The 25,721-nt window shown below is 48.3% G+C and carries 18 protein-coding genes, 13 tRNA genes and 1 pseudogene; 6 read left to right on the forward strand and 26 right to left on the reverse strand.

Annotated features, from left to right (window positions below; all coding sequences use genetic code 11):
• The first annotated feature begins 593 nt into the window (after window positions 1-593).
• A complete protein-coding gene (locus KJS52_RS24880; RefSeq protein ID WP_213520001.1) occupies window positions 594-803 on the forward strand; it encodes a hypothetical protein in 210 nt (69 codons plus the stop codon).
• Here the strand turns inward: KJS52_RS24880 and KJS52_RS24885 are convergent.
• The 20 genes from KJS52_RS24885 to KJS52_RS24980 form a co-directional block, all read right to left on the reverse strand.
• Window positions 800-2,452, reverse strand: coding sequence for a hypothetical protein (locus tag KJS52_RS24885; RefSeq protein ID WP_213520003.1), 1,653 nt, complete (start codon window positions 2,450-2,452; stop codon window positions 800-802). The genes KJS52_RS24880 and KJS52_RS24885 overlap by 4 nt on opposite strands.
• Window positions 2,453-2,457: 5 nt before the next feature.
• Entirely contained in the window at window positions 2,458-3,201 is a 744-nt protein-coding gene (locus KJS52_RS24890) for an ABC transporter ATP-binding protein (protein WP_213520119.1), read from the reverse strand.
• A 571-nt stretch (window positions 3,202-3,772) separates the two neighbouring features.
• A tRNA-Leu gene (locus KJS52_RS24895) sits at window positions 3,773-3,858 on the reverse strand.
• 54 nt (window positions 3,859-3,912) lie between these two features.
• Window positions 3,913-3,989, reverse strand: a tRNA-Arg gene (locus KJS52_RS24900).
• Between the two features lie 36 nt (window positions 3,990-4,025).
• Window positions 4,026-4,099: transfer RNA gene (locus tag KJS52_RS24905), tRNA-Cys, on the reverse strand.
• Between the two features lie 8 nt (window positions 4,100-4,107).
• Window positions 4,108-4,182 (reverse strand) — tRNA-Gly (locus KJS52_RS24910).
• Window positions 4,183-4,186: 4 nt separating this feature from the next.
• Window positions 4,187-4,261 (reverse strand) — tRNA-Gln (locus KJS52_RS24915).
• Between the two features lie 7 nt (window positions 4,262-4,268).
• Window positions 4,269-4,344, reverse strand: a tRNA-His gene (locus KJS52_RS24920).
• Between the two features lie 20 nt (window positions 4,345-4,364).
• Window positions 4,365-4,438, reverse strand: a tRNA-Trp gene (locus tag KJS52_RS24925).
• A gap of 3 nt (window positions 4,439-4,441) precedes the next feature.
• A tRNA-Tyr gene (locus KJS52_RS24930) sits at window positions 4,442-4,526 on the reverse strand.
• Window positions 4,527-4,533: 7 nt separating this feature from the next.
• Window positions 4,534-4,609: transfer RNA gene (locus KJS52_RS24935), tRNA-Thr, on the reverse strand.
• Window positions 4,610-4,625: 16 nt separating this feature from the next.
• A tRNA-Phe gene (locus tag KJS52_RS24940) sits at window positions 4,626-4,701 on the reverse strand.
• A 15-nt stretch (window positions 4,702-4,716) separates the two neighbouring features.
• Window positions 4,717-4,793: transfer RNA gene (locus KJS52_RS24945), tRNA-Asp, on the reverse strand.
• Window positions 4,794-4,824: 31 nt separating this feature from the next.
• Window positions 4,825-4,901, reverse strand: a tRNA-Met gene (locus KJS52_RS24950).
• An 88-nt stretch (window positions 4,902-4,989) separates the two neighbouring features.
• Window positions 4,990-5,065, reverse strand: a tRNA-Val gene (locus KJS52_RS24955).
• A 545-nt stretch (window positions 5,066-5,610) separates the two neighbouring features.
• Window positions 5,611-6,492, reverse strand: a complete 882-nt coding sequence (locus KJS52_RS24960; RefSeq protein ID WP_213520005.1) for a carbohydrate ABC transporter permease — start codon at window positions 6,490-6,492, stop codon at window positions 5,611-5,613.
• A gap of 15 nt (window positions 6,493-6,507) precedes the next feature.
• The gene (locus KJS52_RS24965; protein ID WP_213520007.1) at window positions 6,508-7,416 is read right to left on the reverse strand and encodes an ABC transporter permease; all 909 of its coding nucleotides are present in this window, start codon (window positions 7,414-7,416) and stop codon (window positions 6,508-6,510) included.
• Between the two features lie 11 nt (window positions 7,417-7,427).
• On the reverse strand, window positions 7,428-9,116 hold the full coding sequence (locus KJS52_RS24970; protein ID WP_213520009.1) for an extracellular solute-binding protein: 1,689 nt from the start codon (window positions 9,114-9,116) through the stop codon (window positions 7,428-7,430).
• 129 nt (window positions 9,117-9,245) lie between these two features.
• Window positions 9,246-10,907 (reverse strand): response regulator, encoded by a 1,662-nt coding sequence (locus KJS52_RS24975; protein WP_213520011.1) that lies wholly within the window; start codon window positions 10,905-10,907, stop codon window positions 9,246-9,248.
• A gap of 2 nt (window positions 10,908-10,909) precedes the next feature.
• Window positions 10,910-12,637 carry a sensor histidine kinase gene (locus KJS52_RS24980; RefSeq protein WP_213520013.1) on the reverse strand — a complete coding sequence of 576 codons (1,728 nt, stop codon included), beginning with the start codon at window positions 12,635-12,637 and terminating at the stop codon, window positions 10,910-10,912.
• Between the two features lie 295 nt (window positions 12,638-12,932).
• On the opposite strand from KJS52_RS24980, the gene brnQ reads away from it, so the two are divergent.
• Window positions 12,933-14,258, forward strand: coding sequence for a branched-chain amino acid transport system II carrier protein (gene brnQ / locus KJS52_RS24985; RefSeq protein ID WP_213520015.1), 1,326 nt, complete (start codon window positions 12,933-12,935; stop codon window positions 14,256-14,258).
• 34 nt (window positions 14,259-14,292) lie between these two features.
• Here brnQ and KJS52_RS24990 read toward each other — a convergent pair whose 3' ends face one another.
• Window positions 14,293-15,303 carry an acrylyl-CoA reductase family protein gene (locus KJS52_RS24990; RefSeq protein ID WP_213520017.1) on the reverse strand — a complete coding sequence of 337 codons (1,011 nt, stop codon included), beginning with the start codon at window positions 15,301-15,303 and terminating at the stop codon, window positions 14,293-14,295.
• Between the two features lie 210 nt (window positions 15,304-15,513).
• Between KJS52_RS24990 and KJS52_RS24995 the strand changes: the two genes are divergently transcribed.
• Both KJS52_RS24995 and KJS52_RS25000 read left to right on the forward strand, forming a co-directional pair.
• Window positions 15,514-16,254, forward strand: coding sequence for an IclR family transcriptional regulator (locus KJS52_RS24995; protein WP_213520019.1), 741 nt, complete (start codon window positions 15,514-15,516; stop codon window positions 16,252-16,254).
• Between the two features lie 33 nt (window positions 16,255-16,287).
• Window positions 16,288-17,223: an aldo/keto reductase gene (locus KJS52_RS25000; RefSeq protein ID WP_213520021.1), complete on the forward strand. Its 936-nt coding sequence runs from the start codon at window positions 16,288-16,290 to the stop codon at window positions 17,221-17,223.
• 89 nt (window positions 17,224-17,312) lie between these two features.
• On the opposite strand, the gene KJS52_RS25005 is transcribed toward KJS52_RS25000, so the two are convergent.
• From KJS52_RS25005 to comI (KJS52_RS27575), 3 genes are all read right to left on the reverse strand, one after another.
• The gene (locus KJS52_RS25005; protein WP_213520023.1) at window positions 17,313-18,890 is read right to left on the reverse strand and encodes an MFS transporter; all 1,578 of its coding nucleotides are present in this window, start codon (window positions 18,888-18,890) and stop codon (window positions 17,313-17,315) included.
• 249 nt (window positions 18,891-19,139) lie between these two features.
• Window positions 19,140-19,754: a TetR/AcrR family transcriptional regulator gene (locus KJS52_RS25010; protein WP_246563934.1), complete on the reverse strand. Its 615-nt coding sequence runs from the start codon at window positions 19,752-19,754 to the stop codon at window positions 19,140-19,142.
• A 158-nt stretch (window positions 19,755-19,912) separates the two neighbouring features.
• Window positions 19,913-20,008, reverse strand: a complete 96-nt coding sequence (gene comI / locus KJS52_RS27575; RefSeq protein ID WP_246563935.1) for a competence inhibitor ComI — start codon at window positions 20,006-20,008, stop codon at window positions 19,913-19,915.
• 193 nt (window positions 20,009-20,201) lie between these two features.
• On the opposite strand from comI (KJS52_RS27575), the pseudogene KJS52_RS25015 reads away from it, so the two are divergent.
• A pseudogene (locus tag KJS52_RS25015) lies at window positions 20,202-20,319 on the forward strand (IS1595 family transposase); the annotation flags it as partial.
• A gap of 174 nt (window positions 20,320-20,493) precedes the next feature.
• Window positions 20,494-21,408: a phosphotransferase gene (locus KJS52_RS25020; protein WP_213520025.1), complete on the forward strand. Its 915-nt coding sequence runs from the start codon at window positions 20,494-20,496 to the stop codon at window positions 21,406-21,408.
• 318 nt (window positions 21,409-21,726) lie between these two features.
• Here the strand turns inward: KJS52_RS25020 and comI (KJS52_RS27580) are convergent, their stop codons facing one another.
• Both comI (KJS52_RS27580) and KJS52_RS25025 read right to left on the reverse strand, forming a co-directional pair.
• A complete protein-coding gene (comI, locus tag KJS52_RS27580; RefSeq protein ID WP_019639195.1) occupies window positions 21,727-21,822 on the reverse strand; it encodes a competence inhibitor ComI in 96 nt (31 codons plus the stop codon).
• A 46-nt stretch (window positions 21,823-21,868) separates the two neighbouring features.
• Window positions 21,869-25,240 (reverse strand): HEAT repeat domain-containing protein, encoded by a 3,372-nt coding sequence (locus KJS52_RS25025; RefSeq protein WP_213520027.1) that lies wholly within the window; start codon window positions 25,238-25,240, stop codon window positions 21,869-21,871.
• Window positions 25,241-25,721: the final 481 nt, after the last annotated feature.

A 25,721-nucleotide genomic window follows, 5' to 3' on the forward strand; every position in this document is an offset into this window, starting at 1 on the left:
TCTAACTTCCATCTTTATCCTTCTGATCCTATATCATTTTTCTAAAAATAACGTAGTCAATTTGTTCGTCAATGGTCATTGACTGATACTTCTTGTTCTAAAAATCCATGAAGCAGCGATTAACTTCTGGCCTTATAAACAAAAAAACCACAACCAATGTAGGTTTGTGGGCGCTGATATGACTTTATAAGATTTTTTTACTTACTCATCTTCTATATATTTTATGATTCAAATCAATAAACAAAATATAAAAGACATCTTTGATAACTGGACAGTGAAAAGTTCTCAATGAAAATGGTTGCATAAAAAAATAACCCAATCGAACGAGCCTGGCAGGAAGTCGTTACCGCTTCTGCGTGTGCACGGACGGATCGTATTCGTCGGCGAAGGCGTAAAGCAGGCCAAGGAAGGACCGCATATGCCGGGCGTGAAGAAGTTGCATCAGGAATCCGAAAATGTCTCCAAGGGGCGAATATATCTTTGGTCATCTGTTCGGTATCATCAGCATTCTGGGGACACTCCGCACACTTGGTTCTGCCTGCCCTTGTTCATCAACCTGCAGGACGGCATGAAAACCATCTTCCGCTGGACTAGTGACGCCGATCAGCGCCAGAGCTCTCATGATCGAGCAGGCCTTCGTCGCCGCTCGCACCTTCGTAGGAGCACTGCTCCTGCTGGACCGGTATTTCCTGTCCATCCCCACGCTGCAGCGGCTGGCCGAAGGCCATGAATCAATGCATATCGTCACGGATGAAGCCTCGAACAGCCTTACGGCTCTTCTGCTCTACACAGCCCTAACTTAACCACTTCCGCGCCGCCTGGCACCAAACCCGTTGCGCCACACCCACACATTCAAAGCCGCAAGCACAGCTCCATACAGCCATACGCCGAAGTCGAAAAACGTGCACAAGTAGTGCACACCGGCAAACGCGCCCAGCAGCAGCATAAGCGGCACGATCATCAGCGCATCGCTGCCTCGTCCAGTCTGAAACGGCTCGGAAAACGGCATAACTTCGCGTACCGGCAGCCAGCAGATGACGGTAAACAGCATCGAGGCAAGCAGCGCGACAGCCAGATCGGGAACGATGCGCAGCCCGAAGACGAGGATCATGAAGATGCCGACCACCAAGAAGCACGGCATGTACATCTTGACCAGAAAAGCTTTCAGCGTGCCCCGGTGAGCAAGACCGTAATCGCGTACTGGCGTAACCTGGTAAATCCACGCTCCTTTGTAGCCGCTAGCATAACGCAGGATCATGACGACCGAAGGAATCGCCAGCATCGCCAAATAAATAGCCAGGTAGCCCCGTCCCGTCGACAAGCTTTCCAAGGAAAAACCATCCGCTCCGATAAACAAATAAATGACCGGGAAGACGATACCGAGCGCAACCGACGGATACGACTTCAGCTTGAACTCGCGCTCTTTTCCCATCATCGCAGTGGCGAACTGAAAAAACGTCCGCTCTTCCCCGTGAGTCGTCAAGGCGCGTGCCAGCGCATCACCGAGCCTACGCTTCCCTTTCGTCCGCACCGCTCCAGCCTGCGACAGCTTTTGTAAACTGTTTTCGAATGTCGGCATCAGTTTGACGTACACGACGAGAGCCAGCACCGGCACCACAAACGCCATCGCCGACAGTGTTGCGACAAAGCCGCCGCCTCCCGCTTCGACTCCGCCTGACAGCCAGCCGAACGGAGCCCCGAACCAGACCGGAGGCACGAGCAGTTGCCACAGCTTCGGCTCGAATTCCGGCGCAAGGCTGGCGAACTCGAACGACCGGATTGCAAACTGATAGCCGACCATCATCACCACGGAAAAGCCGATTTGCGCATAGTTGATCATATCCTTCAGCTTCTCCCCGTCGAACAGCCGCAGCATCGTCAAATAAACAAGCGCGGTAAAGGTAAGCACGAGCACGACCGCGCCGAGCAGCTCGACGGCAAACAGCGCCATATGAAGCAGCCCGTGACGAATCGCGATGGCCACAAGCGGAGCGGCGGCAAAGGCGCCGGATAAGCCGAGCAAATAAAAGACAATGTGAACGAGCTTGGCCATCGCCACCGTTCGCGGCGCCACCGGCTTCGTCAGCAGCACCGTTTTGTCGCGCAAATCGAGCAGCACAGTGGAGAAATCGGAAATGAGCGCCATCATGATCATAAACATCAAAAGGGCAAACACGATCGTCATTTTAAAAAACGGGGGCAGTTCGAGCAGCAGCACCGGCATGATCAGCAAACCCATCACACCGTACAGCAGCATCGATTTGATAAAATGGTTCGTTTCCTTCTCAGCGTCCGCTCCACCGCTCGAAGCGTTGAACAACGTGGAAGCGCGGCGTCGATCCATCGTCAGCTTCATCCGCAATATAAGCCGCATCGCACCATAGTCAACACCAAGCTTCGCAAATAGCGGCTGAAACCGATCCAGCAGCTTTAGCATCACGAAATCGTTCATCCAGGCTACTCCTCCCGAACGATCGACACGAATTGCTCCGCGATCGCCTTAAATTCATGAAAGCCGGTCAGCCTATTGAAAATATCCTCCAGCGTCCCTTCCTCGGAGCGCTCCTTCAGCTCCTCGAACGTGCCGTCGGCGGCGATTTGTCCTTCCGCCAGCAGCACGATGCGGCTGCTTATTTTCTCCACGACCTCCATAATATGCGACGAGTAAAAAATCGTTTTGCCCTCAGCGGCCAACTGGGCCATCAGTTCCTTCACGATCAGAACGCTGTTCGCATCCAGACCGCTTAGCGGCTCGTCCAAAAACAGCAGGTCGGGATCGTGCAGCAAGCTGGACACGAGCATCGTTTTTTGCCGCATCCCTTTCGAAAACGAAGCGATGCGCGCCTCGTACACATCTTTCAATTGAAACAGCTCCATGAGCCGCCTTGCCTTCCGGTCACATCGTTCGTTATCCAGTCCGTACAGCTCGCCGACAAACGTCAAATATTCGCGGGCAGTTAAGCTGTCGTAAAGCTCGGCGACCTCGGGAACATAACCGATCCGGCGCTTGTAACCGACGTCGCCGTCGGCGATGTCCCGCCCGAAAAGCCTCACTTCGCCCGTATAACCTTGCACAAGGCCGAGCATAATTTTGACTGTCGTGCTTTTACCCGCTCCGTTCGCCCCGATATAGCCGATAATTTGGCCGGGGTATACGTCAAGATCGATTCCTTTCAGTACATAACGGTCGTCGTATTTCATTCGCAAGTCGCGAATGGACAATACCGGTTCAATTTCACTAGCGATAACGCTCACCTACTTATCGTAAAATGATACATACTTCTGGGCCGGGTTATTAAATCTGCTGCTTTCAGTATATCCGAATCGAGGTACTTCTGCATCCTTTTTCAATTATTTCAAATTTCTGTTTTCAGAAGGCATCCTTGATCGTAATCTGACCAAAAGTTTGAAGCCAATTACGCTGACAAAGCCTGCGCTTCCTACCTTTATTGAACAGCAGCTTCAGTCGATCCTGAATGAACCGGACCAATAATCATTCAACAGCCAACGCAATTATGCGATCATGCTTGTCTTTCTTGATACCGGTTTACGTGTCAATGAGTGTAAACGAGAATGTTATTGCCCGGCATACAAACTAGTCGCCCCTTCAAGAATCGTTGGTTCTTTGTTCCTTTCGTATGCTAGTATTAAAGTTTTTTCTTTCGACACCGTTCAACATTCCTTATTCTAATCCTTCATACTCCGAAGGAGGCCCTTGAAATACAAAAAAAGCCCTCAAGATGCATGATCCTGAGAGCTTAATATATGTAGTTGGTGCTGGTGAAGGGACTTGAACCCCCACTCCGTCGCCGGAAGCGGATTTTGAGTCCGCCGCGTCTGCCATTCCGCCACACCAGCATGTGTGTCTTGCTATTTGATTCTCTCCCTTTACCCGCCACATTCAAGGTAAGGTGGCGCGGCCTAAGAGATTCGAACTCCTGACCTTTTGATTCGTAGTCAAACGCTCTATCCAGCTGAGCTAAGGCCGCATGTCTTGCTTATTTCTCACTGCTTGGTCATAGTTGTGGAGGCGCCACCCAGACTCGAACTGGGGGTAAAGCTTTTGCAGAGCTCTGCCTTACCACTTGGCTATGGCGCCATAGACTATGGAGCGGAAGACGGGAATCGAACCCGCGACCCTCGCCTTGGCAAGGCGATGCTCTACCGCTGAGCCACTTCCGCAAAATGGCTGGGGATCAAGGATTCGAACCTTGGAATGACGGAGTCAAAGTCCGTTGCCTTACCGCTTGGCTAATCCCCAGTATGTATGGGGCGATCGATGGGACTTGAACCCACGAGTGCCGGAGCCACAATCCGGTGCGTTAACCCCTTCGCCACGACCGCCACAATAATATTCTCTTCTTTGGCAGGGGCAGCAGGAATCGAACCCACACCAAAGGTTTTGGAGACCTTTGTTCTACCTTTAAACTATGCCCCTAAATGGTGGGAGATGATGGATTCGAACCACCGAACTCGATGAGAACAGATTTACAGTCTGCTGCGTTTGGCCACTTCGCTAATCTCCCATGGCAATGGTGCCGCCTAGAGGACTTGAACCCCCAACCTACTGATTACAAGTCAGTTGCTCTACCAATTGAGCTAAAGCGGCATATTTAGTTTCAAAGTGGTGGCTCGGGACGGAATCGAACCGCCGACACGAGGATTTTCAGTCCTCTGCTCTACCGACTGAGCTACCGAGCCCGATTGTTGCTGTAATGGCGGAGCTGACGAGATTCGAACTCGCGGTCTCCTGCGTGACAGGCAGGCATGTTAGGCCTCTACACCACAGCTCCGTACAACAATTCGGTCTTGCTTGATTTTTTTTGGTTGCGGGGGCAGGATTTGAACCTGCGACCTTCGGGTTATGAGCCCGACGAGCTGCCGAACTGCTCCACCCCGCGTCATTTCACCCAAAAAAGTGAAGAGTATTCCAGGTCGCTTATCCGATTACTTTTTCGGGGACCCGGTAAATCTAACCTTTTGGAATTATGGTGGAGGATGACGGGATCGAACCGCCGACCCTCTGCTTGTAAGGCAGATGCTCTCCCAGCTGAGCTAATCCTCCATATAAGAAACATATTATGTGTTTATACTTGCTTATGTTCCAGTAAGTTCCGTTATGTATCCCACTCGTTTGGAGTGACTTAAATAATATATCATGATTATCTTTAAAGTGTCAAGGTTTGTTTTAATATTTTGTTGGGATGCAACGAAATTTGAGCAAAGCAGCAGACTGAAGGCAGTCCGAGAGTCTAAAAGTGCGATGGTGAAGATTTTAAAGAAACTGGATAACACTAATGGATTAGAATGTAGTCTTAGAAGCTTTTAGTGAAGATACATAACGTTAAGGGCGAAAACAAACTACAATTACTGTGAAAACCGCCTAATAAGACGCTATATATTCATTAGATCGGAGAAAGACCTCATTTGCCGCCAATAGCGTTACCCAGTTTCGCTAAACATCAGCTACCTGCCAGATGCCGGATGTCATAGCAAACAGCCACTTGCACCAGCTACCTGCCAGGTGCCACTAGCACTATCCCCCCGCCGTTCCCATAACTCCAGGACAGCAGCTTCACCTGCCTGCCTCCCTCACTCACAACAGCTGCATTACCCTTTTACGCTGCCCATGACAAGTCCCTTCATAAAATACTTTTGCAGGAACGGATAGATTGCCAATACGGGCAGCGCTGCTAAAAAGACTTGTGCCGCCTTAAACGTGCGGTCCGATACAAGCTGGGAATTGATCAGCTCTGTATTGGACACGAGAGACGGATCAACCTCAATAATGACGGTCTGCAGATAGCTCTGCAGCGGATAATTGGCAGGCGAATTCATATAAATGAGTCCGTCGAACCAGGCATTCCAATGCCCGACCAGCACAAACAGCGTAATTGTCGCAATAGCAGGCTTGGATAGTGGCAAATAGATGCTTAGCAGCACTCGCCAATGGCCTGCCCCGTCAATATGAGCCGCTTCTTCAATTTCTTTAGGCAAATTGCGAAAGAAATTCATCAGCAATATTACATTGAACACAGGAACCGCCCCTGGCAGCACCAGCGCCCACATCGTATCGAGAATGCCGACACTGCGTACCGTCATATAGGTCGGAATCAATCCGCCGCTGAACATCATCGTCACAATGAAAAACCAGGCGTAAACACTTCTGCTGCGCAAGGCTGATTTTTCCCTGGACAGCGGAAATGCGATCAGAATCGTCAGCAGCATATTAATGCTGTAGCCTAGCGCCACCCGCTGCAGCGACACAATAAATGCATCGATAAATTCCTTTTTGCCAAGCGCATGCTTATAGCTTGCAAGTGTAAATTCAATCGGCCACAGCTTGACGAGGCCCGCTGCCGCTGCGCTGCTGGAGCTGAACGATACTGCCAACACATTAATCAGAGGCAGCAAGCAGGCAATGGCCAGCAGCAATAGAAATAGATTGTTGCCGAGCAAAAACAGCCTTCTGCTCGTTAATCGCTTGGACATGCTGTTTTCCTCCCTCTAAAATATGCGATAGCCCGCATAGCGATTGGCCAAAAAGTTGGACAGTACAATTAAGCCGAAAGCAATCACTGATTTAAATAAGCCAACTGCGGTTGCTACCCCATATTGCGCCTGCAACAGACCTAAACGATAGACAAAGGTGTCGATAATATCGCCGGTGCTGTACACCATCGGACTATACAAATTAAAAACCTGATCAAAGCCGGCATTTAAAACACTGCCCAAGCTCAATACGGTCATCAGCATGACAATCGGCATCATCCCCGGCAATGTAACATGCCAGGTTTGCTTCCAGCGGTTCGCCCCATCCACGATGGCCGCCTCATACAAATGCTGGTCAATCGCCGTTAACGCCGCAAGATAGACAATCGTGCTGTATCCGAACTCCTTCCACGTATCGGAAATGACCAAGGTGAACGGAAACCATTTCTCATCGCCAAGAAAGAAAACCGGTTCAAAGCCGAGCCATTTTATAACATCATTGACGATCCCGCTGGACGGCGACAAAATATCGATCAATATTCCGCCCAGAATGACCCAGGACAGAAAATACGGAAAGTAAATGATCGTTTGAATCGTTCTCTTAAAATATTTGCCGACCACCTCATTAAGCAGAAGCGCGACGATAATCGGCACAATTAATCCCGCGATAATTTTCATAACCGAGATGAATACCGTATTCCACAGCACATTAGTAAAGCTGGGCAAATTAAATACGTAAGCGAAATTGTCCAGCCCGATCCATTTCGATTCAAAAATGCCTTTGGCCGGAACGAATTTTTGAAAGGCGATTACTACGCCTGCAATCGGAATATAGCTGAACACAATCGTAAGCAGCACGCCTGGCAGCAGCATAATATGAAGCGGAAGCTCTCTTAATCTTTTTGAACGACTAGTCGATGTCATACGCATCCCCTCTATTTAATAAGCTCATACCATTCATTTACCTCTTCCGTAATTTGCGTGCCGCCAAGCTTATTCCAATCCTCTACAAATTTATCGAACGCATCAAGCGACTCACCCATAATAATTTTCGTAAAGACTTCCTCCTCCATCGTCAGCAGCGTTGCGTTGCGCTCGACCATCGTTGGCGTCGCTGCACCGTAGAAGCCGTCCAATATATAGTTGTCCTTGTCTACATAAGCACCAATCACATCAAAGCTGCTCGGTGTGCCAAACACGCGCTCCGTTCCCCAGTTGCTAAGATCGCCTCCTCTAAACGCCAATGCACGCTCATAATAGCCCAGCTCCTCCGCATTCAACTCGGACGGGTCATTCTTATCCAGCGCTGCGGTAACCTTGTTATGCGCCGTTAAATTTTTCAGCGCCGGATCTGCCGCGATAAAGTTGTATAAAAATGTTGCAATGCCCGACTCGCTGTAGCCATAGCCTTCCTCTGGCTCCACATTCAGATCATAGCCCTGCATCGACATATTGAGCAGCTTGAAAATCGCTTCCGGATGCTTCGTTTTCTTATTCACGACGTAGTACTTCTGAATCGGCATTTTCGCAATCGGCGTTGCTCTTACCTCATCGACCGACACAAGCTCAAACGCCTTCCATTCCGCAGCTGGATCGTTGTCAATATTGTTCTGAATGATCGACAGCGGCGCCGACATCGAGCCATAGAACATTCCCACCTTGCCGCCTGCCACGCTTTCCGTTACTTTCGCGCGATCCTTAACGCCAAATTCGCGATCGATCATGCCATTGGCGTACAGCTTCTGCAAAGCCTCAAGCCCCTGCTTTACCTCCGGCTGAATACTGCCGTATACGAGCTGCCCGTCCTTTTCAATCCATTTGGTCGGGTAGGCATGGTAGCCAGACATAAAGCCGGTAGTGCCGAAATGCGTATCTGTTAAAAAGGTTTTCGTAAATGCGATGCCGAATGTATCCTCCTGATTGTTTTGATCAGGATCATTTTTCGTAAATGCTTCTGCAATCGCCAGCACATCCTGCATCGTTTGCGGCTCATTCATGCCCAGATTAGCCAGCCAATCTGTCCGCACATAAAGAATCGGCAAGCCGTCAACAGCGGAAGAGGTATGCGGAATCGCCATTAGCTTGCCGCCAATTTTCGCCGTATTAAACGCTTTCATATCCTGCTCTAAAATATCTTTCGCTACAGGTGACGCATATTGCTCATACAACTCCGTCAAGTCCAGGATCAAATCATTTTCCGTCAGCTCGGCCAGCTGCTGTGCTTCAACCCACATTATATCCGGCAAATCTCCCGCAGCAATCGAGACGTTAAGCTTCTGCTTAAATTGCTCAAGCGGCACGGTCCACGTATATTTCAGCTTAATGCCAAGATCCTCCTCATAGGTTCTTGTATAAATGTTGTCCTCAATCGTATCGCCGTTTTCATATTGATACGTCGACTCAGTATAGCGCCAGCCTGTAATTTCAATTGGCGGATCGTACTTGGCATTAATATCAATCGCGGCTTGCCCAGCATTGTTCGCTTCCTCTGCATTGCCGGTTTGCGGCGCTGCTGTACTGCTTTCATTATTGGTCGTTGAGTTGTTGGAGCTGCAGGCCGTAATCAGCATCGCCAATACTAAGGTCAGCAGCAAAATCCCCTTCGTCCTTCTATGCTTTTTCATTGAAACAACCTCCCATTTTGATTCGCCAGGATAACTGTAACCAGCTCTAACTATCCTCCGTATATCAATGGTAAAACGCTTACAAAACGTTCTCAATATTCTTCGATTTACATTCTGATCAGCTGTTGACTAGCTCAAAATCGTGATGCGGTAATCCTGAGGCGTCATGCCGGTAAGCCTTTTGAAAAATCTCGTAAAGTTGGTCGCGCTAGCATAACCAACACGTTCGCCGACTTCTTGGATTTTCATATCCGGCTTGGCAAGCAGCTGCTTGGCTCTTTCAATGCGCGCAGCGACGATGAAGTCAGACAGGTTAATGCTCGTCACTTGTTTAAATAGTCTCGATAAATAGGAGGCGTTGAAATAAAACGTCTCTGCCAAGTAAATCAGCGATAATTTGTCCGAATCATGCAAATGCTCAAAAACATATTGCTGCAGCTTGGCAATAACGAGCACCGCTCTTTCCTCCTCTGCTTGATGCTGCATCGCCAGTAAATGCTCGCCAAGCTCCTGCAAATAAGCAGCTGCTTCTGTCCGCGACTCATGCGCCTGGGCATTCAGCAAGCGTTGGAAGCGAACCTTCTCGGAAATTTGCTCTAGCAAATTCCAGCGATTGATATAGGAGAAGAAGATCAAGGCAACCGACAAATAAATTTCCTCAGCAATATGGTCTGCGCCGGCCTGTTCAAACTGCTCCATGATTTCACCCAACAGCTTAAAGAAAGCGTCAGCCTGCCCATTGTGCAGAGCGGCCTGCAGCTGCTCTAGCTTGAGCGCCTTCACCTGGTTTTTGTGCATCAGCTGCTGCTGCTCGGCATTTACCATATCCGTGCTCATAATGAGCTGCGTATCATGGGCGCCAATCCGATACTGAAACAGCAGACTAAGCTGCTCATACCGCTCTGCAAGCTGGCGCCACTCGATAAAGCTATGGTCAATAACGAAGGAAACATCGGCTTCGGCTTCCCGCTGAAACGTTTGCTGTAGCTGATCCAGATGCCCGTGCAGAAGCTCCTTCAGCTCGGTACAAAGCTGCTCCTGCTTGTTAGCTGTATCAAGCAAAGCAGCAGGCTGAGGCTGAATCAGCCAAATCAAGATCGGCTCGTTGATGACGAGCAGGCTGTTTATAGCAAACTCATCGAAATACGTGCCTGCAATCCATTCCAAGCGATGAAATTGCCGCGATCTTTCCGCATAGTTTAACGGCCGCGGCATTTGCTTCACCTTGCCGAGCAGCAGCAGGACGGGCTCGTTTGCCTGCAATGCGATATTCAGTTCAGCAAAAACGGCTGGCGTCAGCTCCTCGTGATGGATTCTCTCCTTGATCACATTGATTAGCAACTGCTGACGCAATGCATGCAGCCTTTTCGCCTGCTGCTCCTGCACATAATGCAGCATATCCTCAGAATGAAATTGCTGCTCCGTATCCTCAATTGCAAATTTTATCGTGTCAATCACTTTATCGTAGCCTTCCGTTTTTAGAATATAGCTGACGCGCTCATGCTGAATGGCGTCGTACACATAATCAAAATCATGATGACCGGTTAAAAACACAATTCGGCACTTCGGCCACTTCGCTCGCAAATACTGAGCCAGCTGCAGTCCGTTCATGCCCGGCATCTGAATGTCGGTCAGCAATATATCGAATCTTGTTCGATTAATCAGCTCCAGCGCCTCCTGGCTGGAATAGCATTTATAGATGTCGAGCTCGAACTGTTCAACTCTGGTTAATATTTCATACAAGCCATCTGTTATAATCGCTTCATCATCGACAATTAATAACCGATACATCGCTATTCCTCCCTATTTTGTATGGTGATGACTGCCTTCAGCCCATTCCATTCGTTACGTTCAAAATGAAGCCCGCTCGGCTCTCCAAACATTAGTCTGATCCTCTGATGAATATTGAGAATCCCCGTCGTTTCCAGCACATCGCTGCGAATCAGCATGCGATTCAGCGATTCAATTTTGCCGTCGTCAAGCTCATCGCCATTATCATCCACACTGACACGAACTCCGTTGACATACTTGGCGAATTTCACCCTTAACCTTCCTTGCGCTGTTTTCTTCTCAATCGCATGCTTGAATGCATTTTCAATTAACGGCTGCAAAATAAGCCGCGGCACCATCACTTCACCCGTATGCTCTGGCAGCTCGCCAAACTCGATTTGCACGCGATTGGCAAAACGCAGCCCTTGAATTTCCGCATAAATTTTTGCATGCTGCACCTCTTTCGCCAGCGTTACATTGTCGGCACTATTGCGCGTTATAAACTGAAAATACTCGCCAAGCTGCAGTGTAAAGCGCTCCAGCTGCTCATTATCCCCGAGCCGAGCCATCGTATTAAGAATAAAGAAGCTGTTGTACAAAAAATGAGGGTTGATTTGCGATTGCAAATGCTTCAGCTCCGCTTTCTGCATTAAAATTTGCTGCTTATATACTTCGTCTATGAGCGCTTGAAGATTTTCCAGCATATCATTGAAGCGATTGTAAATATAATGAAACTCGTCATGGCTGTCATGATGAACTCTTACCTTCATATCGCCCGTTTCCGCTTTGCGGAACGCCTTGACCAGCTTTTCAAGCGGCTTATGGATATATTGGAACAGAAAAAGAGCATAAATCATTAGAATGACCACCGACGTCAGCGCCAATATAACAAAATAGGCTTTAAATTTGGCTAGCGGTGAAAACACGGTCGATTCAGGAATATATTTGATCAGGCTGGCGTTGAAAAATGTAGAGCGCTGATACACCGTCAACAGCTTTTCACCGTTGTTAACGACAACGCTGCTGCCTGAGCTAGCTTCCAGCTTGGAAACAGCAGAAATGATCGACTCCACATCGACAGCATCTGGATTCGTATGCAGAGTGAGCGATTCACTATCGTAAATGACGCCTTCGCCAGCTGAGGCTTTCATCGCATCCAACGTTTTTTGCAGCTTGGATACAGAAAACTCCACGCATAAAAGCATCGTTAGATTTCTTTTGCTGTTTGGCGATAAAAAGGGGTAGCCTATGGCTAAATATTGACTATTCTCGTACAGAAATACAGGGGAATTGAGATCGTATTGCAAGCCTTTAATTGCATTAAACTGCTCCATATCCAGCTCGTTAATCGATAAAGCTGAAATGTTTTTTTCAATAGCAGGGATATAGGCGTAAACATCGTGAATGTAGCTGCTGCTATTGCGAATTGCGTTCAGGCGATGCTGCAAGCGCAAAGTGCGCTGCATTTTTTCAATTTCATTCATCGATTCTGAAATATTGGCTAACGCATTTAAATCACGATCTGTTAGCGCATCGTACAGCAAGCTTTGCACGCGTTGAAAATCTGTCTCCATATCGCTGATCGAGGTACTTACCTGATAAATCATTGAATCCGAAATTTCCTGGCTTAGCGTTTGCAGCCCCCATTGATAAATGACGATGCACAAGGAATAAATCGGGATCAAAATTGTCAATAGCGAAAGCACGACCTTCCGGTAAGCGGTTTGGCCCCAAATGCGCCTTATGATCATGCGTATCCTCCTCCTTACGTTTTTTTGAAAGCGATTTCATTTCACTGCAAGAAGCAGCGAAGCAACAGCAGCAGCCTCCTGAGGAAAAGCTGGCTGAACCATCGTGCAGCACTATCATATCAAAATTTGCTGTCATCTCTGTTTCAATATTTTTGTATCCTGCATATCATTTTTTCGGCTGTTTTGCTCACCCCATTTGCACGAGGGTAGAGCATCTTTTGCTTGTTTCTGTTATAATAGCTCTGTTTGCTCAATGTTTATCAGCCGAGAATTTACACATCAGGAGAAATGTACGATGAATAAAACTATATCGACGAAGGACACCGTCATTATCGGTCTTATGCTATTTGCTTTATTTTTTGGAGCTGGCAACCTGGTGTTTCCCGTCATGCTAGGACAATCCGCAGGGACAGAGGTTTGGCTCGCCAACCTTGGTTTTTTGCTTACAGGCGTAGGGCTGCCGCTGCTTGGCGTAATCGCCTTCAGCTTCTCAGGAAAGCCAGACCTGCTTTCCTTGACTCAGCGTGTGCATCCGCTGTTCGCGCTCGTATTTACTACCACACTTTATTTAACAATCGGCCCGCTATTTGCGATGCCTCGTACGGGCAGCGTGTCCTATGAGATCGGCATCAAGCCATATATTTCTGACCAGAGCAGCGCTGCTGCATTGCTTATCTTTACCGTATTATTTTTCGGGCTGACCTGCTTTCTTTCGCTCAACCCTTCTAAAATGATTGATATTGTCGGCAAGCTGCTTACACCGCTGCTTATTGCGTTTATTGCCATCTTATCGGCCGTCGCCTTGCTTTACCCGCTTGGCATGCCGCAAGCAGCGCAGGGGGAGTATGTAACTGACGCGCTGTTTATCGGGTTTCAGGAAGGTTATTTGACGATGGACGCGCTGGCGGCTTTCGTATTTGGCATCATTGTCATCAATGCGATTAAAGACAAGGGCGCTCATTCGAAAAAGCATTTGCTGCTAACGGGCGTGAAGTCCGCGCTACTCGCAGCAGCCGTGCTCGCTGTCATTTACAGTGCGCTTGCTTATATTGGAGCTGCCAGCGTAGAGCAATTTGGCTACTTGAGCAACGGCGGTGAGGCGCTGGCGTTAATTTCACAGCATTATTTCGGGGTATATGGCGGGGTATTTCTCGGAATCATTGTATTGCTGGCCTGCTTAACGACCAGCATCGGTTTAACAACCGCCTGCTCAAGCTATCTTCATAAGCTTATGCCTCGCGTATCGTATAAAAGCTATGCCGTGCTGCTTTCGATTGTGAGCGCACTGCTTGCCAATGTTGGCTTGAACGAGCTGATCCAAATTTCAGTTCCAGTGCTGACCACAATCTATCCGCTGGCGATCGTGCTTATGTTTTTGACGTTTGTGCATCCGCTATTTAAAGGAAAGAAGCAGGTCTATTGGTTCAGCCTTTCGCTTACCTTTCTTGTCAGTCTGATCGAGGGCTTGTCTGCTTCCAGGCTGAAAATAGCTTCTATTCATGAGCTGTACATCGACATTTTGCCGCTGTATGATGTTGGCCTGGGCTGGATCATTCCAGCAGCAATCGGTGCGATGCTCGGGCTGATCTGGCCCTCGACCAAACGGCCTACTCAAATATGACGGCCTACTCGAATATAATGAAATATCGTTCCAGCTACTCTGGACGAATCGCTACAAGAATTCTGCCTTGCGTGCGAGCTTGCAAAATATCGGCCAATGCCTCTGGCAGCTGCTGCAGTCCGATCTCACGATCTACAAGCAGCTCAAAGCTTGCTGGCCGCAAGTCACTGCCGATTCTTTCCCATAAATGCTGCCGTTTTTCTGCAGGATAAAGCACAGAGTCAATACCAAGCAAATTCACACCTCGCAATATAAACGGCATTACGCTTGCTGCAAACTGGCTGCCGCCAGTCAAGCCGCTTAGTGCCACACTGCCGCCATAGGCGATTTTACTCAAAATAATGCTTAATCCTGGGCCGCCAACCGAGTCAATCGCTCCCTGCCAGCTCGCGGACTGCAGCGGCTTACCCTGCTCGAAGGCGTCGCTAATGCGCGGGATAATTTGGCTGGCGCCTAGCTGCTTCAAGTAATCAGCAGCCACTTCATGGCGCCCGGTGCTGGCAACGACCGGATAGCCTTTAGCAGCAAGCATGGCAATCGCATGACCGCCTACTCCGCCCGTTGCCCCTGTAACGAGCACCTCGCCTTTTTCCGGCGCTGCCCCCTGACGCTCAAGCTGCTCAATCGAAATCGCAGCAGTCAGCCCAGCTGTGCCGACAATCATCGCTTCTCTTAACGACAAGCTGGCAGGCAGCGGTGTAAGCCAATCTGCCGGCATGCGGGCAATTTCGCTAAATCCGCCAAAATGTGTGACGCCTAAGCCAAAGCCTGTCGCCAGCACCTTTTGCCCTTCAGTAAACCGAGCATCGCTCGACTGCAGCACCGTTCCAGCCAAATCAATCCCCGGCACAAATGGGTACTGCTTGACGATTTTGCCGTCAGGCGCGCCAGCCAGCCCATCCTTGTAATTGACGCCCGAGTAAGCAACCTGAACGACAACCTCGCCTGGTGGCAGCTCCTCCAGACTTAACTGCTTTACCTCTGTTGTAAACTGCTCCGTCTGATTGACGACAAGCGCATTGAAGCTGCTATATTGCTTTCCCATGCTTTTCTCCTCCTCTATCGCTATTCCGATTACTGTTGAACTATGTCTCTCTTTATTATAGCCCATATCGCCAAGCCTGCAGCAAATGGGTGGATCACATGAGCATGCCTGAAGATCATGCAGAAAAATTTCATAATGCGAAACAAAATGAGCTTTCATTGATCATCAATACAAAATCTTTTAAACTTGTAGTGAACCGAGGTGATCTTCATGTCCGGATATGAGATTTCCAGTTTGAAAAAGGGGCTTGAGATCGTGGAGTTGCTGCGTGAAAAGCACCGTATGTCGTTAACTGCAATAGCAGCAGCATTAGAGATGAATAAAACAACGGCATTTCGCTTGCTGTATACATTAGAGGAAGCGAGTTACGTTGTGAAAATGGACAAGCTCTACGAGTTGCACCCGCGCCTCTCTCTGAATTCTACCTCTGAGAAGCGCTCTTCAGAATGGCATGTCTCACATATTTTGCACAAACTGGGAGCGAGTACAAGCAGAAATGTTTATGCGGGCATATTAAGCGAGAACAGTCTGCTTGTCCATCATGTTTATGTTGCGAATCAAAATGAAGCAGCATGCAGAATAAGCACACTAGCCCCTGCGCACCAAAGCGCTTTAGGAAAAGCGATTCTGGCCCACTTAAAACCGGCCGCACGGCTCAAGCTGCTGTCACAGCTTGCCTCGGATGCATCAGAAGCAATCGATTGGGACCTATACCTTCGTCATCTGGATGTCGTCAAACAGCAAAATTATGCAGTTGACTACGAGGATATTCGCGCTGGCCTACACTGTATAGCGGCGCCAGTGTTCAAAGCGGGCGAAGTGTGCGGAGCAATCTCGATTTCAGATTCTTCCGAAAATATGCCTAAAAGAATCATTAGAGGCTTAACTCGACAGTTGATCGAGGCAAGCCAAAAATTGTCAATAGAATTCAATCGCGGTGTAAACCAGTAGCTTTGCAAAACAAGAGAGAAAGAAGGTTGACTTATGTCCAATCAAATTAAACTTGGAAAATCTGATGTTTATGTTCATCCAATCGGGCTTGGCACTAACGCGGTAGGCGGCCACAATCTATATCCAAATACAGATGAAGCGGCAGGCAAAAAGCTCGTTCACACTGCTTTGGAAAATGGCATTACAATGCTTGATACGGCATTTATGTACGGGCTGGGGCGCTCAGAGGAATTGATTGGTGAGGTGATCAAGGAGCGAGGCAATCGCTCAGATGTGGTCATTGCCACAAAGGTCGCACATAAATTTGTCGATGATCAAATGGTGCTGGACAACTCGCCTGCTTTCCTGCGAGATGAAGTAGAGAAGAGCCTTCAACGCTTGCAAACCGACTATATCGATTTGCTTTACATTCATTACCCTGATCAGAATACCCCTAAAGCTGAAGCAGTAGGCGCACTAAAACGGCTGAAGGATGAGGGCAAAATTCGCGCTATCGGCTTGTCCAACTTTACTCCTGCACAATTGAAAGAAGCTAATCATGACGGATATGTGGACGTGTTTCAAGGCGAATACCATCTTCTCAATCGGCAAGCTGAAAAAACGTATTTCCCATATACCATTCAGCATCAAATCACCTATATACCGTATTTCCCTTTGGCATCTGGACTTCTCTCGGGCAAATATACTGCTGAATCGAGCTTCAACGATTTTCGTTCAAGCCTGCCTTACTTTCAAGCTGATGCCTTTATTAAAAATTTGGAAAAGGTCGAGCAGCTTCGCAAAATTGCTAGCGCGAAACAAGCGGAGATTGCGCATATCGTGCTCGCTTGGTACTTGACGCAAGAAGCGATTGACGTGCTGATTCCAGGCGCTAAAAATGCGGAGCAGGTGATTCATAATTTGAAGACTCTCGATATTCGCTTGACAACGGAGGAAGTAGCGGAAATTGATCTCATTTTCAAAGCATGATTGATCTAACATTGCACAGTTAACGAGAGCCCTGACGTCGCTACACGCCTTATGCGGCACTAGCGTCAGGGCTTCTCATTTTAAAGAATTCATTCTGTTCTGGCCGGTACACTGCGCAGCATTAAAACAGTTAGTCCAGCTACGACCAAGGCTAGCACAGCACTCGTAGTGGCAATTGCATTTAAGCCACTTGTAAATGCTTCGCGCGCCAATGCTACCGTCTCAGTAGCGAGCTCAGCAGGCAAATTGGCGCTCGCCTCCACAGCAGTTGGCAGCGATTCTTTTACAGCCTGAGCTGTTTCCGCCGGAAGCTCTTCTGAGAGTGAGCTGCTTATGTGACGATCATAAACAACTGTCGCAATGCTTCCCATGACTGCAATCCCCAGCGCTGCTCCCAGTTCAGCGCTCGTTTCCGAAATGGCCGAGGCCGATCCGGCACGTTCCGGCGGAGCCGCCCCAATTATAAGATCGGTCCCCAATACCGTTAATGGCGCTATGCCAAGCGAGAAGGCTGCGCTGCCGGCAAGCAGAAAAGACAACGGCGTTGCAGCGTCCACTTGGGCAATCATAATTAAGCCAGTGCTGGAAATCAGCAGACCTGCCGCGATGACAAATGCTGGCTGAAAGTAGTTTGCTAACCTTGGTGCTGCAACAGAGCCAACAATAATCCCTAACGCTATCGGGATCAGCAAAAGACCGACCATAAACGGAGACAACTGCTTAACGAGCTGCAAATATTGTGCGAGATATAGATTGAGGCCACTTATTGTAAGCAATCCCAGCAGCTGCATGGACAACGCTCCGCTAAACACCGGCATGCGAAACAGCCTCATATCCACGAGCGGATCACTTACACGGTTTTGACGAGAAACAAATGCCCAGCCAACAAGCAGTCCGGCAGCAATGCTCAAGCTTGGCAGCAGCTGCACGCCTTCCTTGGCAAAGCTTTTAATGCCATACACTATGAACAGAATGGCTGCGAGCGACATCAGCGCGCTAAACCAATCGAGTCTACCGGCATCCGGGTCCCGGTACTCAGGCAGCAGAAAAGGAGCAGTGACAAGCAGCAGCAGCATAATTGGCACACCTAATAGAAAGACTGAGCCCCACCAAAACCATTCCAGCATCAGCCCGCCGATCACCGGCCCCAGCACACTGCCCGCTACCAAACACATCATCCATACTCCAATCGCACTACTGCGCTGGCGCGGATCATGGAACATATTTCGCAGCAAAGACAGGGTAGATGGCATTAAGGTTGCACCGGCAATACCTAGCAGCGCACGGGTAGCAATAAGCATTTCAGCACTGCTGGAAAAGGCGACCAGAACGGATGACAGTCCAAAGACGGCGGCTCCAATCATAAGCAGCCTTCTGCGGCCAATCCGATCTGCCAGCTTCCCCATCATAATAAGAAAACCGGCAAGTGTGAACCCGTAAATGTCCACCATCCACAGCATTTGCGTGCTACTTGGCGCAAGCTCTGCAGCCAAATGCGGCAGAGCGAGATAAAGCACACTAATATCCATCGACATTAGCAAGGTTGGCAAAGCCAGTACAGCTAACCCGATCCATTCCCTGGTTCCGGCCTTAATTGGCACGTCCACAACCAATGCCTCCCCTTGAGTTGCAGGGTCGCTCCCTGCCCTTTGATCAATATGATCCATATCAATATCCCCTCCTACATTTCTCAGTCATAAGCACTCTCTAGCAACGGAATAAACAGCCCTGAAATGCTTTTACCATAAAAACTATTTAAGTTTTTATAGTTTTCAAACAACCAAACCAGCCTATTCCGTACAGTGAACGGCTTATACGCTAAATATAGCAAACGTATAGGGGATGCTCCCAGCGTCGTGCGATGGAATCGTTCTCGGTCGAGAGACCGAAAACTATTAACCTTACACCACCAGAAATTAGCGTTTCTTTGCAATTAGTCCGTACAGGATAATCTCAGCAATTTGCTCAACAGCCTCTGTCGTGGAAATATTGTTTTGCATATAGAATCGCTGATCATGCACTGATTGCACAGCTTCAGTAATCATTTTTACAATTAATGCAGAGTTTTTGTTTATTATGATCCCTTCACGTATGCCTTGCTCAACCAAGCCTTGCAGCTCGTCCCATTCTTGCGTAAAAATTTCAGAGATTTTGCTCCACTGCTCAGGATAAGCGAGCTTCATTTTCTCAAATAAGGCGCGATCATAAAGCTCCCGGTATGTCGGCATTGCCGTAATAACGCCTTTAATTTTCTCAGCAAGCGTCAAATCCGGGTTATTTAAAATTTGTTCCGTTTTATCGTCTACTTCTGCAAAGCTAGTTTCGATAAGCGCATCTAATATTTCAGCCTTGGATGAAAAATGCTCGTACAGCGTTCGCTTGCTAATCCCCAATCTACGTGCCAGATCGTCCATCGTGAACTTTATTCCGTTTTCCTTTAACTCTTCAGCAAATGCTTGAATAATGCGATGCTTGATCGGTAATCCCTCCCATAAAACCGAAAGTACTTCGTCTTGCAGTTCAATTTTCATTTAACGCTTTGATACATCTTTATACATATGTTATTATATATGTAATAAAGACCAAGTGCGGCTAACACTTGGTCAGTACAATTGGCTTGGATGGTTTATTCCCTTCTAAGTCGTAAGGGTACAAAACCCACCTTCGGCCTCAACCATTGGGTGGGTTTTTACTTTCTCTTGTTGTTAATATTAATGTATGTTAAAAGAGCAAGAATGAACGTTCCAAAGAGGAACATGATCGTTAATGCATCTTTCACTTCCATGGCTTCACCTCCTTTCGAAGGGAAACCACGCCCACCCAAGATTCAATTGTAGTTTTATTTTACCTTTATTTACATCTACGTACAAGTGTTCTTAATTTTTTCTTTGGTTTTGAAAGATACCATTTCACGTCCGAAGCTCATCTTCTTTTTCATAGGGCTATGTTAAACTTTGTTGTTGATATCCGATAATTTCGAACAAGAAGATGGACTTGTTTGCCCGAATTGCAAAAACCATTCTGTTGTTCGATTTGGAAAGTACACTGTAAGTACACACTGGAGAGGTTAAACGTCAACGTTACCGTTGTAATTCATAAAGCATCGAATAAGAAAAATATGTTGGTCAAATCGTGCCTGTTTACTGTGACCGACACGAACACCAAACTTTGGCTTTCTGCTTATTCTTGTTAAGCTAACGGGCAGTTATGCGTAACTTTCAGGGAATGTAAACATCTGAATAACGTAAGGAACGAGGAGGCAGACAATTCATGGGAGGAACGAATGTATGGGATGCGGAGTGGGAGGTTAACGAAGAGCAAGCGCGGACGCTGATCGGCAGACAATTCCCTCAGCTGTCATCGAAGCAAGTGAAGCGATTGGACTGGGGCTGGGACAATACGGTTTTTCTCATCGGTGACGAGTACGTGTTCCGTTTTCCAAGAAGAACGATTGCAGTTGGCTCGATTCGTATAGAAGGGAACCTGCTGCCGAAGCTGGAGGCATATATGACCATCCCCTATCCGAAACCGTTGTTTTATGGCGAAGCAAGTGACGAATACCCGGCACCATTTCTTGGCTATGCCTACGTGCCAGGAGATTTCCCAATCGGTTTGACGGAAGAACGCCGGGCTTTATCGGCAGAGACGCTGGCGAAATTTTTGCGGAGATTGCATGAGTTTCCGGTGCAGGCGGCACTGAAGTGCGGAGTTCAGCAAGATCATCGAAACTTGACGGACATAGCATCGCGTAAAGTGAAATTGGAGGGCTTTCTATCGAAGTTGGTTGAACACTTGTCGCCGGAGGAGTCCAGTGTGATCGAAGCGTATATTAGCAGGCTGCAAAAGGACCGTGTCGAGGCGGTGAATGCACTACTACATGGCGATCTTCATTTCAAAAATATGCTTGTGAATGAGAACGGGATCGTTTCCGCCATCATTGATTGGGGCGATCTGAGCGTAGGTCATCCGGCTTGCGATTTGAGCGTTGCTTATAGCTTTTTACCACCTTACGCTCGCGGCGTGTTTTTCGAAACGTACGGAGGAGCGGACGAGGAAACGAAGCTGCTGGCGCGGCTGATCGCGGTATACATCCCCATACTGATCTTAATGCAAGCGGTCGATGACGGAAATGAAGCGATTGCGGCAGAGGCGAAATCCAACATCATGCGGGCACTGTCGGATTAGGCTCATTATTTCGTTGCGCTAACGCGACACGATAGCAATAAACCGCCTTTTCAACGAAGGCGGTTTTCTTATGGTCAAATATCAACATTAGAATTTAACATAGCCTTTCATAGAAGGCTAGAATTGCTTTCCAAATGGCGCGAAATGACCAACAATTTTCATTTAACGCTTTGATACATCTTTACACATATGTTATTATATATGTAATAAAGACCAAGTGCAGCGAACACTTGGTCAGTACAATTGGCTTGGATGGTATGTTCCCTTCTAAGTCTTTGGAACAAAACCCACCTTCGGCGGTCAACCTTTGGGTGGGTTTTACTTTCTCTTGTTGTTATTATTAATGTATGTTAAAAGAGCAAGAATGAACGTTCCAAAAAGGAACATGATCGTTAATGCGTCTTTCACTTCCATGGCCTCACCTCCTTTCGAAGGGAAACCACGCCCACCTAACAGCCTTCTATTCAAGCACGGTCCAAATGTCCAGTGCCGCCAGACGAATTGCCTCTAACTTATCATTTCGGTACGCTCTTAAACGGTCGGTGCAATCCTGGTTCCACAATAACGATGTCCCAGTAACCTTCAGCAAAGAAAGACCGATATATCGGGCCGCAAACGACTTTCGATTTCTTAAATTGTCCACCAAATCAAGTATCGCCTCCGGGCTCCAATACGCCTGACTAGCATTTGCTGCTCGATCGATCTGCCTGTAGGCATAGTCTAGCAGGTACGGATGTGTGTCCACCATTTGAATTACAGGCTCCAAATACAGAGCTGCTTGATCCGCCTGATTCCATTCAACCATCGCCAAATATAGCTTGATCACGGCTCGTTTCAAGGTTTCTTTAGATTTAAGTGCATCGATCATACCCGTATATAAAGGAATGAGTACACGCCTTGCATTGGGCGGCAATGAGATCAGCTTGTCAATCAATGCCGCTAGCCGCTGCCGCTCAGGAAGGTCTCTCTCAGGGGCAGCATTCCACTCGGCCTTTGTCTCCATGTCGGCTAACATGGTGCAAACGCTGATGACCCGATCATTCACCTTTCCGTCAGAACAGGCTACAATAAGTGCATCCATCGCCGCCTTCCATCTCATGTTGTCCTCCATATCTAGAATCGCTTTGCTGGCTGACGCTGCCACCTTCTCCTCGCTTCCATTCACCCATAGATTCATCGCTTGGAAAGCCTCTCTTGCTACAACTGCATCGGCATGTTCTGCAATCTCGATAATCAATTGCAAATACCTTGGTCTAGCCTCTAAAGCGATTCCGCCAGCATACTGATTTAGCAGGCTTCTTGCGATATCACGCTGCGGAGAAGCAGCTATGGCATGCAATATGGTCCAGCTGCGTTCATCATCGAGCCATTGTCTGACAGCATGACCTATGGCGATTATTACATCTTTGTGTACATTAGGCTTCTCATATTCACGAATGAGCAGCGCCATGCTCTCACTGCTTTTGTAAGCTCCAAGCAGGCGGATCGCTTCTTTTCTAACGGTGATTTTCAATTTGTCCCGATTCAGCAGGTCCGACAGCATGGATGCCAGCATCTCCGGGCTCACCCTGCGCATGCATCCGGGGATCGCGTACATGGCAACCCGAGCACGGTCTCCATCCAGATTGTCGAGCAATACAGGAAGTGCCTGCTCCGGCTCTTCCCATAACGAATAGGCGTAAAGAGCCGCCTCAACGACATGCACTTCTTGATCTTGTAGTAGAACCTCCAGTTGATCGGAGCGATAATCCGGCAAGACAGCCAAGCTCCGCATCGCCGCAGCACGCTCATGGAAACTCCGCTTGTCATCTAATGCCACCCGTTCCAAGAGAGAAGCAAACGCTCTTTGCTGACGGGGCAACCACCGGTGAAACCCATTATGGGCGGGTACAACATAAATCGTTTTTCCCGATAAATGCTTGCCTTTGATGATCTTCCCTGAAATGAATGGGTCCAGCCACTCCTGACGCTTCACGTGCAAATGCATAAAAACGTCGTGGAATGAGATGAAGGACGGATCTCTGTTCAGTAGTTCTCTAACCCTCTTATCCCGGGTTCTATACGGTGCCAGCCAATAATGGACCGCTTGCGGCGATACCGATTTAGCCTTCAGCAGGTCCTCAAGCAGAAGCTGCAGCTTCGGCAATCGCTCCACTGCTTTACCGAACAAATTAGCCATACGCAGGATCACGCTTACGTTTTCACGCTTGTTTGCCTCTACCCCAAAGGCATAAATCTCGTCGAACAACGCTTCCAGTGCAGAAGTTGGTATGCTGTCCCAATCCATCGAAAACAACGCAAACTGACCGTCTCGCTTTGTCATTCTGCCAAACGTCCTCAAAGCGAATTTGAACAGTCCTCCATCCGGTTCCAATGCATGTTCACGCAGTAAAGCAAAAGCCAGCTTCTCCGTCGCCGATCTTGTCCCGTGCGAAGTGTCCCTGGCTTCCACCACGCTATCGACCAGCACAGTCAGATCGTTCACATGCTCTTCCTTAAACATAGGGGCCGGACAATTTGAGAGCTCGACCATCACTTGCCAGCGTACTGGATCCTGGTCGTTTTTGATTCGGGTCAGGAAGCGCAGCGTCTCATCCATCCCGCTTCGCGATAGCGCCGTACACCGAATGAGATAGGCATAGGCCGCAGCGCGCTCATCGCTATTAGACACCTGGACGGCTTGCTCCAGCTTCTCTCGGGCACGGACGATCAGAAGACGTGCCGTCGTTTCGAGCATGTTCTCACGGTGATCGCGAATGTCGCGAAGCTCCAGCATGCGTGAAGCTTCCTTATTGCGCAGTAGGTGTGGCAGTACATCCAGCAACGGCATAGGGAAAATGCGCGTCTTCCGTTCATCCTCCTTATAGACGTCATTAAATATCGCCTCGCGACAGGATGGCGCAAGGGTACCTAGCATCTTGGCTAGATGGACTGGCTGATCTGCGAGTAGTTTCGCCAGCGTAGTCCACTGCGCTATGGCGAACAATTTTCGTTTTTTCAAAACGCCTGCCGGAACGCCATGATGAAGAAGATATTCTCGTACCTCCTCGCGTGTCAGCAGCTCAAATACACCCTCCGGCATAGCCTGAATCAGAACGCCCAATTGCCGCTTAAGTACAGGATGAATCATATCTGTTGGCCCGAGCCTCAAAGCACACTCCAATACGATTGCTGGTCTAGAAACGCTCAGCACTTCAATCGCGGAAGAGAGTGTCCACCATACACTTGCCTTTTCCCGATGCGTTGCGTTCTGTAAAGCATGCTTGAAATATGCTGCAACCAGATCGGGGTATCTCTTCGCGATGAGCCGCCAGTTCTGCAAGGCATACCCTAGCTCGGAAAGCCTGCTTTGAACCGTCTTTTTGCTGCACACGGCCAATAATAAGGACGCTTCTTGTGCGCCCCAGCGGTCGAGCACGAGCTGCAGCAGCCGTTCTGCCCAATCCTGACGATCTGTGTTCACGATGCTCCGCAGCAATTGGCGACGGCAATGATACGACATCGTGGCAATTTCAGATTCGATAGAAAAGCTCGAATTTGTTACCACTTCTGGCAGTAATCCCGCCGCCCTGCCTCTAACCCCTGCCTTAGGATGCTTCAGCGCCAACATAACCGCACGAGCATCTTTCACTACAGCTGCTCCAGTCAAGGCCAAATGGGCCTCATAGGCAGTGCCGCTTTCGAGCAAGGACACGAGCAGTGCGGAATAATCCGATTCTCCTCTATATTGGCGCCCCAATAGCGCTATCTGCTTCATTCTGTCTGAATAACCCAGCGAGTCCAGCTTCGCAAGCAATCGCTCTTTGTTCATCAAACCATCGTTATATGTCATTATTTCCTCTCCCCTCATGCACTAAAAACCGATCAGCATTTCCAAGCAACCGATTAGTACAAGCTCTCCTTGAACATATAACTTCTTCATAAGCGAAGGCTTCTCCTGTTCGAAGGCCTTTCACTTGCCAACCGCATAAGAAAATGTATAGTACGCTATATTTTAACATAACCTCTTCAATGGCTTGCAAAATACCAAGTAGCAAGATAATATAAAAAAATAGCTTAAACGGAAAGGAGGCAAACGGCTACTATGTTTCTAAATGGTATATTAGCAAAAAAAGTAAAGATTTCAGGCGATTTTTCGGTTTACGGGATACGTCTGTCCTTTTTCAGCATCCATTATTTAGATAACACAACCGGAGTCGTTTGCCTTTCTACAACCTAGCAACTTCAAGCTGCTTCAAGCTTGCTGTTTTCAAAAGGTTTGTTTCAGACGCTGGTTGCATACGGCGTCTTTTTTGTGCTTTCTATTGCATACG

The organism is Paenibacillus montaniterrae (assembly GCF_018403185.1).
Lineage (GTDB): Bacteria > Bacillota > Bacilli > Paenibacillales > Paenibacillaceae > Pristimantibacillus > Pristimantibacillus montaniterrae.

What these genes read in the sequence shown, in the direction of transcription:
- KJS52_RS24885 (WP_213520003.1), bottom strand. Translation starts at nt 2,452, where the DNA reads ATGAACGATTTCGTGATGCTAAAGCTGCTGGATCGGTTTCAGCCGCTA.
- KJS52_RS24970 (WP_213520009.1), bottom strand. Translation starts at nt 9,116, where the DNA reads ATGAAAAAGCATAGAAGGACGAAGGGGATTTTGCTGCTGACCTTAGTA.
- comI (WP_019639195.1), bottom strand. Translation starts at nt 21,822, where the DNA reads ATGGAAGTGAAAGACGCATTAACGATCATGTTCCTTTTTGGAACGTTC.
- KJS52_RS24965 (WP_213520007.1), bottom strand. Translation starts at nt 7,416, where the DNA reads ATGACATCGACTAGTCGTTCAAAAAGATTAAGAGAGCTTCCGCTTCAT.
- KJS52_RS24890 (WP_213520119.1), bottom strand. Translation starts at nt 3,201, where the DNA reads ATGAAATACGACGACCGTTATGTACTGAAAGGAATCGATCTTGACGTA.
- brnQ (WP_213520015.1), top strand. Translation starts at nt 12,933, where the DNA reads ATGAATAAAACTATATCGACGAAGGACACCGTCATTATCGGTCTTATG.
- comI (WP_246563935.1), bottom strand. Translation starts at nt 20,008, where the DNA reads ATGGAAGTGAAAGATGCATTAACGATCATGTTCCTCTTTGGAACGTTC.
- KJS52_RS24975 (WP_213520011.1), bottom strand. Translation starts at nt 10,907, where the DNA reads ATGTATCGGTTATTAATTGTCGATGATGAAGCGATTATAACAGATGGC.
- KJS52_RS25025 (WP_213520027.1), bottom strand. Translation starts at nt 25,240, where the DNA reads ATGACATATAACGATGGTTTGATGAACAAAGAGCGATTGCTTGCGAAG.
- KJS52_RS25000 (WP_213520021.1), top strand. Translation starts at nt 16,288, where the DNA reads ATGTCCAATCAAATTAAACTTGGAAAATCTGATGTTTATGTTCATCCA.
- KJS52_RS24990 (WP_213520017.1), bottom strand. Translation starts at nt 15,303, where the DNA reads ATGGGAAAGCAATATAGCAGCTTCAATGCGCTTGTCGTCAATCAGACG.
- KJS52_RS25005 (WP_213520023.1), bottom strand. Translation starts at nt 18,890, where the DNA reads ATGGATCATATTGATCAAAGGGCAGGGAGCGACCCTGCAACTCAAGGG.
- KJS52_RS24995 (WP_213520019.1), top strand. Translation starts at nt 15,514, where the DNA reads ATGTCCGGATATGAGATTTCCAGTTTGAAAAAGGGGCTTGAGATCGTG.
- KJS52_RS25010 (WP_246563934.1), bottom strand. Translation starts at nt 19,754, where the DNA reads ATGAAAATTGAACTGCAAGACGAAGTACTTTCGGTTTTATGGGAGGGA.
- KJS52_RS24980 (WP_213520013.1), bottom strand. Translation starts at nt 12,637, where the DNA reads ATGATCATAAGGCGCATTTGGGGCCAAACCGCTTACCGGAAGGTCGTG.
- KJS52_RS24960 (WP_213520005.1), bottom strand. Translation starts at nt 6,492, where the DNA reads ATGTCCAAGCGATTAACGAGCAGAAGGCTGTTTTTGCTCGGCAACAAT.
- KJS52_RS25020 (WP_213520025.1), top strand. Translation starts at nt 20,494, where the DNA reads ATGGGAGGAACGAATGTATGGGATGCGGAGTGGGAGGTTAACGAAGAG.